This is a genomic window from Streptococcus suis, assembly GCF_029616525.1.
Lineage (GTDB): Bacteria > Bacillota > Bacilli > Lactobacillales > Streptococcaceae > Streptococcus > Streptococcus suis_AF.
The window spans coordinates 32,653-46,598 of the sequence record NZ_JANFME010000008.1; the positions used below are offsets into that span (position 1 = coordinate 32,653).

Annotated in this window: 13 protein-coding genes and 1 pseudogene; 9 read left to right on the forward strand and 5 right to left on the reverse strand. The window is 41.1% G+C overall.

All coding sequences use genetic code 11. The features are described 5' to 3' along the window. The first annotated feature begins 134 nt into the window (after nucleotides 1-134). From cshA to NOL38_RS04810, 3 genes are all read left to right on the forward strand, one after another. Nucleotides 135-1,694, forward strand: coding sequence for a degradosome RNA helicase CshA (gene cshA, locus NOL38_RS04800; protein ID WP_277941528.1), 1,560 nt, complete (start codon nucleotides 135-137; stop codon nucleotides 1,692-1,694). Nucleotides 1,695-1,823: 129 nt separating this feature from the next. After that, nucleotides 1,824-2,231 (forward strand): GNAT family N-acetyltransferase, encoded by a 408-nt coding sequence (locus tag NOL38_RS04805; protein ID WP_044673871.1) that lies wholly within the window; start codon nucleotides 1,824-1,826, stop codon nucleotides 2,229-2,231. Nucleotides 2,232-2,353: 122 nt separating this feature from the next. Continuing rightward, nucleotides 2,354-2,965, forward strand: a complete 612-nt coding sequence (locus NOL38_RS04810; protein ID WP_024401769.1) for an FMN-dependent NADH-azoreductase — start codon at nucleotides 2,354-2,356, stop codon at nucleotides 2,963-2,965. A gap of 15 nt (nucleotides 2,966-2,980) precedes the next feature. Here the strand turns inward: NOL38_RS04810 and NOL38_RS04815 are convergent, their stop codons facing one another. From NOL38_RS04815 to NOL38_RS04830, 4 genes are all read right to left on the reverse strand, one after another. Next, the gene (locus NOL38_RS04815) at nucleotides 2,981-3,253 is read right to left on the reverse strand and encodes a GIY-YIG nuclease family protein (protein ID WP_024401770.1); all 273 of its coding nucleotides are present in this window, start codon (nucleotides 3,251-3,253) and stop codon (nucleotides 2,981-2,983) included. Further along, complete coding sequence (locus tag NOL38_RS04820) at nucleotides 3,243-3,992, reverse strand: tRNA1(Val) (adenine(37)-N6)-methyltransferase (RefSeq protein ID WP_024401771.1); 750 nt, start codon at nucleotides 3,990-3,992, stop codon at nucleotides 3,243-3,245. The genes NOL38_RS04815 and NOL38_RS04820 overlap by 11 nt, the downstream gene beginning before the upstream one ends. Before the next feature lie 400 nt (nucleotides 3,993-4,392). Continuing rightward, nucleotides 4,393-4,644 (reverse strand): hypothetical protein, encoded by a 252-nt coding sequence (locus NOL38_RS04825; RefSeq protein WP_277941529.1) that lies wholly within the window; start codon nucleotides 4,642-4,644, stop codon nucleotides 4,393-4,395. A 9-nt stretch (nucleotides 4,645-4,653) separates the two neighbouring features. Next, on the reverse strand, nucleotides 4,654-4,908 hold the full coding sequence (locus NOL38_RS04830; RefSeq protein ID WP_277941530.1) for a hypothetical protein: 255 nt from the start codon (nucleotides 4,906-4,908) through the stop codon (nucleotides 4,654-4,656). 476 nt (nucleotides 4,909-5,384) lie between these two features. Between NOL38_RS04830 and NOL38_RS04835 the strand changes: the two genes are divergently transcribed. Next, the gene (locus NOL38_RS04835; protein ID WP_277941531.1) at nucleotides 5,385-6,476 is read left to right on the forward strand and encodes a cystathionine gamma-synthase; all 1,092 of its coding nucleotides are present in this window, start codon (nucleotides 5,385-5,387) and stop codon (nucleotides 6,474-6,476) included. 3 nt (nucleotides 6,477-6,479) lie between these two features. Next, entirely contained in the window at nucleotides 6,480-7,640 is a 1,161-nt protein-coding gene (locus NOL38_RS04840; RefSeq protein ID WP_277941532.1) for a MalY/PatB family protein, read from the forward strand. A gap of 31 nt (nucleotides 7,641-7,671) precedes the next feature. Here NOL38_RS04840 and NOL38_RS04845 read toward each other — a convergent pair whose 3' ends face one another. Continuing rightward, nucleotides 7,672-8,511 (reverse strand): AraC family transcriptional regulator, encoded by an 840-nt coding sequence (locus NOL38_RS04845; protein ID WP_277941533.1) that lies wholly within the window; start codon nucleotides 8,509-8,511, stop codon nucleotides 7,672-7,674. 104 nt (nucleotides 8,512-8,615) lie between these two features. Between NOL38_RS04845 and NOL38_RS04850 the strand changes: the two genes are divergently transcribed. From NOL38_RS04850 to NOL38_RS04865, 4 genes and pseudogenes are all read left to right on the forward strand, one after another. Next, on the forward strand, nucleotides 8,616-10,790 hold the full coding sequence (locus NOL38_RS04850) for an alpha-galactosidase (protein WP_024410939.1): 2,175 nt from the start codon (nucleotides 8,616-8,618) through the stop codon (nucleotides 10,788-10,790). A 13-nt stretch (nucleotides 10,791-10,803) separates the two neighbouring features. Next, nucleotides 10,804-12,042 (forward strand): annotated as a pseudogene (locus tag NOL38_RS04855) (extracellular solute-binding protein). Nucleotides 12,043-12,176: 134 nt separating this feature from the next. Continuing rightward, nucleotides 12,177-13,049 carry a carbohydrate ABC transporter permease gene (locus tag NOL38_RS04860; protein WP_277941534.1) on the forward strand — a complete coding sequence of 291 codons (873 nt, stop codon included), beginning with the start codon at nucleotides 12,177-12,179 and terminating at the stop codon, nucleotides 13,047-13,049. 10 nt (nucleotides 13,050-13,059) lie between these two features. Further along, a complete protein-coding gene (locus NOL38_RS04865) occupies nucleotides 13,060-13,890 on the forward strand; it encodes a carbohydrate ABC transporter permease (protein WP_009910491.1) in 831 nt (276 codons plus the stop codon). Nucleotides 13,891-13,946 lie beyond the last annotated feature (56 nt).

Sequence of the window (13,946 nt, forward strand, 5' to 3'; positions counted from 1 at the left end):
GTCTCCCAGACTGTTAAAGCCAATCAACCACTGCTCTGAGATGTTGACCTATAATAAGAATAGTGCTGTTATTCTTTTCCACTGCGTCAGTCTCCTATTTTCACCTTGTTTTCTTAACGCACTTGGTATCATAATTGAAATTTACAGATCTACAATTATCAGAAGATATTTTGCTTGCCGTTGAGAAGGCAGGTTTTGAAACGCCGTCACCTATCCAGGAGCAAACCATTCCGCTTGCTCTGGAAGGAAAAGATGTGATTGGTCAAGCACAAACGGGTACAGGGAAAACTGCAGCCTTTGGTCTGCCAACTCTCAACAAGATTAATACAAACAATCAAGCAATTCAAGCCTTGATTATTGCTCCAACGCGTGAGTTGGCGGTGCAGAGTCAGGAAGAGCTTTTCAAATTTGGTCGTGAAAAGGGTGTGAAAGTCCGCTCTGTTTACGGTGGATCAAGCATTGAAAAACAAATCAAGGCCCTTCGCTCAGGTGCCCACATCGTTGTTGGTACACCAGGACGCTTACTGGACTTGATCAAACGCAAGGCCCTCAAGCTTGACGGTGTTGAAACCCTCATTCTTGATGAGGCTGATGAAATGCTCAACATGGGCTTCTTGGACGATATTGAAGCAATCATCGAACGTGTACCAGAAAGCCGTCAAACCCTTCTGTTTTCTGCAACTATGCCAGAGCCAATCAAGCGTATCGGTGTCAAGTTCATGAAAGAGCCTGAGCATGTTAAGATTGCGGCTAAGGAATTGACCAATGTGAACGTTGACCAATACTATGTCCGTGTCAAAGAACATGAAAAATTTGACACCATGACACGCCTTATGGACGTTGACCAGCCTGAATTGTCTATTGTTTTCGGTCGTACTAAGCGCCGTGTCGATGAATTGACTCGGGGTTTGAAACTGCGTGGCTTCCGTGCAGAAGGTATCCACGGAGATTTGGACCAGAACAAACGTCTACGTGTTATTCGTGACTTTAAAAACGACCAGATTGATGTCCTTGTTGCGACGGACGTTGCGGCGCGTGGATTGGATATTTCAGGTGTAACGCATGTCTATAACTACGATATTCCACAGGACCCAGAAAGCTATGTGCACCGTATCGGTCGTACAGGTCGTGCGGGTCAATCAGGTCAGTCTATTACCTTTGTTTCGCCAAACGAGATGGGCTACTTGGCAATCATCGAAGATTTGACCAAGAAACGTATGAAGGGGCTCAAGCCAGCGACAGCTGAAGAGGCCTTTGAAGCCAAGAAAAAAGTTGCTTTGAAGAAGATTGAACGTGACTTTGCAGACGATACCATTCGTGGAAACTTTGATAAATTTAAAAAAGACGCAGTCAAATTGGCAGCTGAATTTACACCAGAAGAGCTTGCACTCTACGTACTCAGTCTGACCGTACAAGATCCAGATAGCTTGCCAGAAGTGGAAATCGCACGTGAAAAACCATTGCCATTCAAGTTTGCACCTGGTCAAGCTAAGAGCAAGGGTGGCCGTGGTGGCCGTCGTGACGGTGACCGCAACCGAGACCGCGGAGGACGCCGTGGTGATCGTAACGACCGCAACCGTCGCGATGACAAGTTCAAGCGCGATAACCGCCGTCAAGACAACAAAAAACCACACCAACGCACATCAAGTGAAAAGAAAACAGGCTTTGTGATTCGCAATAAAGGGGAGAGATAAAGTTGAAACCGCTTCATAATTGGAGCGTTTTTTGTTATACTAGAAGTAGCAAAACAGGAGGAAAGACCATGGGCATTTTGACAATGGATAGAACCTTTGTATTCTAAAAAAAATACAAAGGAGAACATCATGATTACTTACAAACAAAATCCTCAACTCGACTTTCAAGCTGTCCTTGACCTCTATGCTTCTGTGGGTTGGACAGGATATACTGACCGGCCTACCATGTTACAGAAGGCCTTGGAACATAGTCTGCTCGTTCTTGCTGCCTTTGATGGTGACCGTCTAGTGGGTCTCTTGCGGGCAGTTGGTGACGGGCATTCAATCGTTTTTATTCAGGACATCTTGGTTCTGCCAACCTATCAGCGTCAGGGAATTGGTCGCACTCTTTTGGAGAGGGCCATTGCCCATTTTCCAGGTATTTATCAACTCCATCTCTTGACGGACAATACTGAGAAAACACGGTCTTTCTATGAGGCAATTGGCTTTACAGCCGTTGATAGCCTGGACTGTGTCGCTTACACCTATTTAAAATAATAAAACAATCTAAAAAAGCAGAGGCTGGGAGACCAGCCTTTTGCTTCGAGCAAATGATTTGAATTTCAAATCAAAAAGAGTAGAATATAATTATCAATAATTAGTAACAAAGGAGATGAACAATGGCAACTGTATTAATTGTAAAGGCTCACCCCCTCGACGCACAAAAGTCCTACGCCTTGCGAGCTTTGGAAGAGTTTCAAACTCGGTACGCCAGTTTGCACCCAGAAGATCGGATTGAAATAGTAGATGTTTTTGAAGACCAGATTCCAGCTTTGGATAAGCCTTTGTTAGAATCTATGGGAGCAGCTAAAAAAGGCGAAGCTATCAGCCCTGAGCAAGCAGAGCGATTGGACCGTTACAATGCCTTGACCCAACAATTTCTTGCAGCAGATAAGATTGTCGTGGTCAATCCCCTTTGGAATCTCAATGTGCCAAGTCAGTTGGTATCTTGGGTCAATACCATCAATGTAGCAGGCCTGACCTTTAAGTATGGTCCAGAAGGCTCTATCGGTTTGGTCAAGGATAAAAAGCTCCTGCACATCCAGTCAAATGGTGGTGTTTATGCAGGTCAGGATCCAGCTGCCCAGTACATCAAGTCTATCTTTGAATTTTTAGGCTTTGAAGATATTCATCAGGTCTTTATCGAAGGACAATCGGCCGATCCAAGCCAGGCTCAGGCTATTTTTGAAGAAGCTATGGGGAAAATTGATACAATTTTGGAAGTATTTTAAATAAAAAGCCTCGTACTATTTTGTACGAGGTTTTTTTGTCATTTCTGCGATATAATCTAATTTACTCTGCCGACTGCGTTTCTTAAACAAAGCCTCGGCAGACATAGCTTCCTGTTTGCTGGTAAAGGCTTCTTGGTAGACCAAGCTGACAGGTAAGCGTGCGCGGGTGTACTTGGCCCCTTTCCCACGATTATGGGTAGCAAGCCGCTTCTCCACATCCGTCGTATAACCAGTATAAAGACTCCCGTCGGCACATTCCAAAACATACAAGTAGGCCTTATTTTCCATAATAAATCTCATGAATAGCCGGAGTATAGTCGCCATTTTCCTCGTGGACAACCAAAGGTGGCAGGATGTGTAGACCATCTACCGAGCCGTCCTTGATAGCCTCAATCAGCAACATATTTGCTTCCTTACTGGCCTTGGGATAGACAAACTGGATGCGTTTGGGAGCAAGTTTGTAGGTTCTTAGTGTGTCCAAAATATCTAAAAATCGATCGGGTCTGTGAACCATGGCCAAGCGACCATTGGATTTGAGTACCTGTTGTGCCACCTGACAAATGCTGTCTAGGTTGGTTGCAATCTCGTGTCTGGCTAAAAGATAATGCTCGCTTTCATTGAGGTTTGACTCTTTATCCACCTTGAAGTAGGGAGGATTGCAGAGTATCAAATCAACCTTGGACCGTAGGTCATATTGGGGCAGATTCGCCAAGTCGTCATTGATAACCGAAACCTGCTCCTCCAGACCGTTGAGGGCAATGGAGCGGCGGTTCATATCCGCCAAGCGTTCCTGCAACTCGACCTGAATAATCTGAGCCTTGGTGCGAGTGGAGGCAAAGAGACCCACGGCCCCATTTCCACTACAGAGATCGACAATCAGTCCCTTCTGAGCAGGCATTTTTGGAAAACGCGAGAGCAGGACACTGTCAATCGAGTAGCTAAAAACCTCCCGATTTTGAATAATCTGAACATCAGTTGAGAAGAGCTGGTCAATTCGCTCTCCGTCTAGTAAATCATTTTTTTGCATAGGTATATTATACCATCTTTGAATGAAAATCACTGTATATTTTGAATGAAAAGAGGCTGGGCAAAAAGCCCTAGCCCACTTCTCAGTGTTCGTGTCAACATCTCAGCGCAGTGGTTGATTGGCAGATTTGTTCGTTTTTTACACTCCAAATCTGACCATTACGACTGTTGCGAACAAAGTTCGCTCTATTTCCAACCTCAAAAGGTTCACTAAACCTTTTTGTAACGAACCTTGTTCGCTCTATCTCCAACCTCCAACAGTCACTACTCTGACTGTTGGAGCTATGCGGGGGTGGGAGTGAAACAGTCTGGGAATAGACTGTTTCAGCTCAACAACTGGAAATAAGGACTTGTTGACGAACTCTTTTGGACTTAGTCGAGTTCTTTCCTACTCCCAACTCTTAAACAAAAAATTCTACCCAAGCCCCGACAAGCAAGAATGCGATGCAGAGATAGATTTGCCAATTTGCTTTTAAGGTCCATTCTTTAGACCAAAAGGCACTGCGGGCTGTACTGACGAAAGCAAAAAGCAAGAGCACAAGCCAGAGGGTAGGCCCTTTGTCTAGCCATTCTCCTATGCTACCTAATAACAACAATATCATTAAATAAAAGTTCAAACTCCGATAATATTCTTTATTAAATTCCTTAAACATTGAAAATCCTCACAGTACAAAGAAGTAAATGCTTGTCCAAGCGACAATAAAACTAATCGTCAGATAAATTTGCCATGTTTTTTTAATCCAGCTACGAGGTTTGAAGAAGGCAAGGTAACCAGCATAAAGCCCAAGCCCAAGCTTGAGAAAATGGATAAACCCAAATGGTCCATTTACAGCAGCATAAATCACTTGTAGGATACAGGCAAGAGACAAGTAAAATTCCCAGGTCCGATAAAATGTTTTATTGAATTGTTTAAACATTCTTGTCTCCTTTCAGCTATTTACCTAAAATAAAACGCAGGAAAATAATCAATACAATCAATCCGATATAGAAGATATAACCTATGCGAGTGAGCTCCTTTTCTTCTTTTAGGAAAAAAGCTCTGAAAATATGAATAGGAATGATTATTAGAATTAGGCTTGTATACCAGAGTGGCCACTGATCAAAGCTATCATTGGCAGTTGGTAGCAGAAAACAAATCCAAAACACCATAGAATAAAAATTACTGAAACGGTAGAAGTATTTGTTGAATCTGATTTTCATAATAACCACCTCTCTGTCATTATATCAAATTAATAATGGATAATCCAGCAAGTATATGTAAGGGGGAGATGTTGTTATAAAGAAAAACTATAACAAAGCTTGCTATTTTTCTATAAGTATTTTTGGATATTTTTCACACCAAATCTCCTATTTCATGCTAGACTATATTGTAAGTTAGATTGGAGTAGATGTTATGACAGATTATAAGATTGATACGATTTTAGCGCATACGGGCATCAATAGCGATGAGAGAACAGGTGCATTGATTTCCCCTATCCACCTTTCGACGACCTATCAACACCCTGAGTTTGGTCAATCGACAGGTTATGACTACACGAGAACAAAAAATCCGACACGTGCCAGTCTAGAGACGACTTTGGCAGCTATTGAAAAGGCCGACTATGCCCTAGCAACGAGCTCGGGAATGGCTGCTCTGGTCTTACTTTTTAATGGTTTTCCTGTAGGGAGTCAAGTAGTAGCGGCGCGTGATTTGTACGGTGGTTCCTTCCGCTGGTTCAATGAGCAAGAGAGTATCGGTAGATTTCAATTTACCTATGCAAACACCGAGGAGGAGCTGATTGCAGCCATCACCGAAGAGACAGACTATGTTTATCTGGAGACACCGACTAACCCACTCATGGTGGAGTTTGACATCGCTAAGGTTTCGGCTATCGCCCATGCCAAAGGTGCTAAGGTGATTGTCGATAACACTTTTTACAGCCCTATCTACCAAAATCCTCTCTTACTAGGAGCGGATGTTGTCCTACATTCAGCGACCAAGTACCTATCTGGGCATAATGATGTACTAGCTGGCGCTTTGATGACCAATGATCAAGCCCTATATGATAAGCTCTTTTATGACCAAAATACATCGGGTCCAACCCTATCTCCACTGGATTCTTACTTACTCATGCGTGGACTCAAAACCCTCTCGCTTCGAATGGAGCGGGCGACACAAAATGCTCAGAAAATTGTTGCCTATTTGGAGAAGAGTCCAGCAGTCAAGCAAGTTTACTACACAGGAAAAGGTGGGATGATTTCGGTTAAGGTGGTAGATGAAAGTCGGATTCCCTATATTCTCAACACCCTGAAAGTCTTTACCTTTGCTGAAAGTTTGGGAGGAGTGGAAAGCTTGATTACCTACCCAGCCACTCAGACCCACGCAGACATTCCAGCTGAAACCCGTCATTCTTACGGTTTGACAGATGATTTGCTTCGTCTGTCTATTGGTATAGAGGATGCTGAAGACTTGATTGTAGATTTAAAAACAGCCTTGGAGGGATAAGATATGACACAGTATAATTTTATAGATAGTCCGAATCGTCTATCCCAGCATGCGGAAAAATGGAGAAAAGTAGAGACGGATAAAGAACTCTTACCTTTGTGGATAGCAGATATGGACTTTGAGCCTCTACCAGAAATTCGCCAAGTTATCCGTGACTACGCAGATCATCATGTTTTTGGTTATCCTTATGCTAGTGACAGCCTCTATCAGTCTATTATTGACTGGGAAGATAGACAGCATGGCTATAAGATTGAAAGAGAGTCTATTCTACTCATCGAAGGAGTTGTTCCTGCCTTATCTGTGGCTATTCAAGCTTTGACAGAAGAAGGGGATGCAGTCCTAATTAATACACCTGTCTATCCACCCTTTGCGCGGACTGTAAAATTAAACAATCGTCAGCTAGTCACCAATTCACTAGTTGATGTGGATGGTGTTTTTAGGATTGATTTTGACCAGCTTGAAAAGGACATTGTAGAGAATCAAGTGAAACTCTATATTTTCTGTAATCCCCACAACCCAGGTGGTAGAGTTTGGACAAGAGAGGAAGTGTTGGCCATTGGACGTCTTTGTCAGAAACATGGTGTTATCCTTGTCTCAGATGAAATACATCAAGATTTGACCTTGTATGGTCACAAGCATTATTCCTTTAACACAGTGGATGAAAGTTTTAAAGAGTTTTCAATCATCTTATCATCTGCGACCAAGACCTTCAATATCGCTGGTACAAAAAATAGCTTTGCAATCATTGAAAATCCAAGCATTCGCAAGACTTTCGCTAAGCGTCAATTGATAAATAATCAGCACGAGATTCCAACGATTGGCTTGTTAACCACAGAAGCTGCTTTCACTTATGGAGATGAGTGGTTGAAGGAGTTGAAGGTTATTTTGGAGAGAAATATAGACTTTGTTGAGGAGTATTTGACAACCCATACAAGGATCAAGGTCATGAAGCCCCAGGGAACCTACCTCATCTGGCTTGATTTTTCTGCTTATGAGTTAGAGCATACGGAGCTCTTTGATATTCTTCATTGTAAAGCAAAGTTGATTTTGAATGATGGTTTGACCTTTGGTAAGGAAGGTAAGTATCATGCACGTCTGAATGTAGCAGCACCATTCAACATGATTGAAGAAGCCTGTCAGCGACTTGGTAAGGTTTTTGGATAAAGAAATAAGGACTAGGTGTGAGTAAAATCACCTAATCCTTATTTTTTTGTGTTTTTCTAAATTCTGTCGGGCTCATATGGAAATAATTTTTGAAGGCCGCGCTGAAGGTGAGAGGGTCTTGGTATCCGACAGAATAGGCAATTTCAGTGATACTCCGAGAAGCATCTTCTAATAGTTGACAAGCACGATTCATTTTTACTTGTAAAATATAATCTTTGATAGAATAGCCAGTTTCCTGCTTAAAAATTTTATAGAGATAACTTCGGCTTAAAGCTAGAAAATCTGCTATTTCAGCAACTTTAATTGGATGGGCATAGTGGTTATGGATCATCTTGATGGCTTGCTGAACATAGTGCTTGGTTTGTGTTTCAGGCTTAATTAATGTTTCACTGGGAAATTCCTCGATGAGTGCTGCTAAGAGTTGGTTGAGGTAGCCAATTAAGACCAATTCTGTGATAGAGGGGATGGGATGCATCTGAACATGGTTAATCTGATGCATGTAGCCTAGAATTGGTGACTCTAGATTGGAGTGGAGGTAGTAGTTTTCTAGCAGTTGACTTTGATTAAGTAGGTCTTTTGCTCGTGAACCACTAAAACCAACCCATATATAGGTCCACGGGTCTATATCATCAGCTTGATAGAAAATGGAAACATCCTTTGGAAGAATAAACAAATCGCCTGCAGCAAGATAGCTTGTTTTTCCGTCAACAAGAATTTTTCCTCTTCCTTTTGTAATAAAATGCAGGACAAAATTATCACGGATAGTAGGACCGAAGGAATAGCCCTTGTCACATTGTTCGGCACCGTAATGGTCTACATTTAGGTCAAAGTTGTGACTATCAAGCTCGTTATAGATATTCAGAATATTCATTTCAATCCTCCTAGGAAACATTATAACATGTTTTAAATACAAAAGACTATTAAATAAAGCGTTTTCATTTTATAAAATAAGAGCATAAAGAAGAGATAGGAGAGATGAATGTGATTGAGATTTATAATGAAAAACAGATTTTCCACCTGAAAACAAGAGAATTCTCTTATATCATCCAAGTGTTGGAAACAGGCGATCTGGTTCATCGTTATTTTGGGAAAAAAATCGAAAAATTTAGCGATGGAAACAAAATAACATATTTAGATCGATCGTTTTCTCCGAGTCCAATGACTGGGGATAGGACATACTCATTGGATGTCCTCCCACTCGAATATTCCAGCAATGGTCTGGGAGATTTTAGAACCTCAGCATTAGATGTTCGGAACGAATTTGGAGTCACTCTTGACCTAAAATACAAAGAGTATCGATTATACAAGGGGAAAAAAGAACTGAGGGGATTACCAGCAAGTTTTGGAAATCAAGAAGAGGTAGAGAGTCTTGAAATTGATCTTTATGATCAGTTGACAGATATTACCGTAACACTTCAGTATTCTGTTTTTGAAGAAGCTTCCTATCTCGCACGGTCAGCTACAATTCAAACTGGCAAATATCCATGCAAACTAGAGAAGGTCTTGTCTGCAACGCTTGATTTTCCACATCAAGATTTCATTGTTCACAGCTTGGCAGGACGTTATGCTTATGAAAAAGAGTGGACACAGACCCCATTGACAAAAGGTCAGTATTCGATTGGTAGCATTCGAGGTGCTTCAAGTCACTCAAGAACACCCTTCTTAGCACTAGCCTCACCCGATGCAAGTGAGGACAAGGGCGATGTTTATGCGGCCCACCTTGTCTATAGCGGCAACTTTACAGCATTTGTCGAAACGACAGCCATGGAAACCAGTCGATTGGGACTAGGATTGGAAAGTCACTATTTCTCATGGCAATTGGATAAGGATGACCGGTTTCAAACTCCAGAAGTTCTCTTATCATATACTGATAAAGGATTTACTGGCATGACACAAAATAGTCATCACTTTATCACAAAACACCTCATTCGATCATCGTTTGTAAACAAACCAAGACCCATTTTAATCAACAACTGGGAAGCGACCTATTTTGAATTTACAGAAGAAAAGATTTTACAGTTAGCTCAGGTTGCAAGTCGAGCTGGTATTGAATTGTTTGTTCTGGATGATGGTTGGTTTGGTAAACGAAACAATGATGAAAGTTCATTGGGCGATTGGAAAGTCAATTTGGATAAGTTGCCAAATGGTTTGAATGGTTTAGCAGAGCGAATAAATGAGCTTGGCATGAAATTTGGACTGTGGTTTGAACCAGAGATGATTTCTATTGATAGCGATCTTTATCGTGAGCATCCTGATTGGGCAATTCGCACAGAAGGACGCTTACCAATCTACAGCCGAGAACAATTAGTTTTGGATTTGACCAAGCAGGAAGTCTGTGACTACATCATTGATAGCGTCTCTTCCATATTAGAATCAGCCAATATTTCTTATGTAAAATGGGATATGAACCGTAATATCACCAATATCCCTGAAGGTTTAGCAAATGACCAGCGCTTTGAGTTCCACCATCGTTACATGCTAGGTCTTTACCGCGTATTAGACCACCTTACCAAGCGGTTCCCAGATATTCTTTTCGAATCCTGTGCAGGCGGTGGAGGTCGTAATGATTTGGGAATCATGTATTACATGCCACAAGCTTGGGCAAGTGATGATACAGATGCGATTGAGCGCTTATCTATTCAAGAAGGTACTAGTTTGATTTATCCCCCTTCCTCAATTGGTGCACACGTTTCTGCAGTTCCAAACCATCAGGTTGGTCGGATCACACCTCTTGCTACACGAGGCAATGTGGCTATGATGGGAGGAGCATTTGGTTACGAGCTGGATTTAACGAAACTTTCGGAAAAGGAATTGGATGAAATCAGTCAGCAAATCGAAACCTATCACTCCATTCGTGAAACTATACAATTCGGTCAGCTATACCGTCTGAAAAAGACGAGCAATACCTGGGCTGCCAATTATGTTAGTCAAGATAAGAATCAAACGGTCTTTACATTTGTAAAAATTCTTGCCAAGCCAGAAGCGCCTTTGCTTCATGTTCGGTTGAAGGGGCTAGACCCAGATGCCTTGTATGAATGCCCTCAATTGGGAGAAACATTCTATGGGGATGAACTGATGAACATTGGTCTTACAATGCCACATGTTCAAAAAGATTATTTTAGTGTACAATATATTTTTAACAAAATCTAGGAGGATTTTATATATGAAAATGAAAACATTTTTAAAATGTGCATCAGTTTGTGCCTTTGCCAGTTTCTTGGTAGCTTGTGGGAACGCAAGTGGTGGTAGTGATAAGGTTGAGATTGAATATTTCTCACAAAAACCTGAAATGCAGGCTACTCTTCAGGAAATTATTGATGAATTTGAAAAAGAAAATCCTACGATTGATGTTAAATTTTCAAATGTACCAGATGCAGGAACTGTTCTGAAAACCCGTATGGCCAACAATGAAGCGCCAGATGTGATTAACATTTAACCACAAAATGCGGACTTCAAAGCATACGCAGCGGATGGTCGTTTCCTAGAAATTGGAGATGATGCAGGTCTCAGTCATCTAAAAGATGGTGCTGTAACGCCATATCTTGTTAATGAAAAAAATTACACCCTTCCTTTGACAGCAAATGCCTATGGTATTTACTATAATAAGGATAAGTTCAAAGAATTGGGGCTCGAAGTTCCAACTACCTATACAGAATTTGTAGCTTTGGTAGACAAAATCAAGGCTGATGGCAGTGCAGCACCATTTGCCCTTTCATTGAACGATGCTTGGTCATTGAACGGCTACCATCAGTTAGCTTGGGTAACTGTTGCGGGTGGATTTGATGGTGCAGAAGATATTCTGATTCGTAGTGCAAAGGGAGCGATTCAAGATGATGCGACAACAAAAGCTGTCTTAGAACGCTTGCAACTGTTGACAGATAATGGTCAAAAAGGTGCAACAGGTGCGCTTTATGCAGATGCGGTGGCAGCCTTTGCAGCAGGAGATGCTCTCATGCTTCCACAAGGTACTTGGGCAGCTACAGCTGTAAACCAACAAGAACCAGAATTTGAATATGGTATGTTTACATTCCCTGGTGATAAAGAAGGTGGCGACTATACCATCGGTGCGGCTGACCTTGCTCTATCTATTTCAGCAGATACAGAGCACCCAGAAGAGTCTAAAAAATTCCTAGAATACCTTTCTCGTCCAGAAGTTATCCAGAAATACTATGATGTAGATGGTTCACCAACTTCTGTAGAAGGCGTAGAAACAGAAGGCAAGTTTGAAGAAACTGCTGGAGTGACACAATATGCCTTCACTGACAAACATGTAGTTTGGTTGCAATCTGAATGGGAATCAGAAGAGGAGTTCTGGAACATCACTGTTGAAATGGTTAAAAATCCAAACTCAGCAGAATTAGTGAAAAAACTGAATGCATTCTTTGACCCAATGAAAAAATAATCCAGGAAAACTATAAGCAGAGGCTAGTTGTAGCCTAGCCTCCTTATAGTTGCCTAGTGTCAGTTTTAGTAACCCTATGGGATTCCTTGAACTGAGACTAAGCAACTATAACTTTATCAAAAAGGAGTACCATGATGAATCAAAAAGGATTTATTGCTAAATATTGGCCCTATCTATTTGTTGCCATACCAATTGGCTTACAGTTAATCTTTTTCTTCTATCCTCTATTTACAGGTATCTATTATAGCTTGACGGATTGGAATGGATTGACATCTGATTTCAAACTAATCGGTATTCAGAATTACTTAGATATTTTAAAAAATCCTGATTTTTACACTTCCATGACTTTTACCATTATCTTCACCATTGGTTTGGTCATCGGAGAAATTGTTATAGGGATTTGGTTGGCTAGTCTCCTCAATCGTAAGATTAAAGCTGTTGGTTTCTTTAGAACTTGGTATTTCTTCCCAGCAGTGCTATCCACCGTCACTTTAGGATTGATTTTTGTTCAATTGTTCAACTATGGTTTTACACAGATTGGAGAAATCCTTCATATCGGTTGGTTGATGGAAAACTTATTGGTACAAGAAAATACTGTTATTCCAGCTGTACTTTTTGTGGCTCTCTGGCAGGGATTGGCGATGCCAGTCATCATCTTCTTGTCTGGGTTACAAAGTATTCCAGAAGATGTGAAAGAAGCAGCTGCAATTGATGGTGCAACACGCTCTCAACAATTCTTCAATATTGAACTTCCATTCTTATTACCATCTATCAGTATGGTTTTCATCTTGGCAATGAAGTCAGGTTTGACAGCATTCGACCTTATCTTTGCCCTGACAAGTGGTGGCCCAGATGGCAAAACAGAATCCTTGGGTTTACTCGTTTACAACTATGCCTTTGTAGACAACAAATTCTCTTATGCCAATGCTTTGGCTGTAGTACTCTTCATCTTCATTATTGTCATCTCATTAATTCAGATGAGAATTTCGAAGAAATTTGAAATTTAGGAGGACAGACATGAATACTCAAAAACAGAAAAATTGGTGGGTTTATCTCGTGCTCTTCAGCGGTATTCTCTTCATGTTTATTCCGCTACTCGTGACCATTATCAGCTCATTCAAACCAACCAAGGAAATCACGAGCAACTTCTTTGGTCTTCCTGAAAATTTCACCTTAAATAACTACGAACGCTTGTTTAATGATGGGATTGTACAATATTTTGGCAATTCTGCTTTGATTACAATTGTAGCTGTTGGCTTGATTCTACTTGTTATTCCAATGGCAGCTTTCGCCGTAGCCCGTCAAATGAAACGCCAGACAGTGTTTAACTTTATCTACTTTTTCTTGATTATTGGGATTTTTGTACCTTTCCAAGTGATTATGCTCCCAATGACCAAATTAATGTCAAGTCTTGGTTTGAACAATATTGTCGGTTTGATTATTCTATATTTGACCTATGCAGTTCCTCAGGCCCTCTTCCTCTATGTCGGCTATATTAAGACCATTGTTCCTGAAGAAATGGATGAGGCGGCAGCTATTGATGGCTGTGATAAATTTACTATGTACTGGAAAATCATTTTCCCACTCATGAAACCTATGCATGCAACCGTTTTGATTATCAATGCCCTCTGGGTCTGGAACGATTTCCTATTGCCTTTGCTAGTATTGAACCGTGATCAAAGCATGTGGACTTTACCTCTTTTCCAATACAATTACCAAGGTATGTATTTTAGTGACTATGGCCCATCATTTGCATCCTATGTTGTGGGGATTATCCCAATCTTATTGGTATACCTTGTCTTCCAAAAACATATTATTTCAGGTATGACAAGTGGTTCTGTCAAATAATTACAAAGGTTGACTTGTTCAACCTTTTCTAAAAAATGAAAAAGAAAAGGCTTACA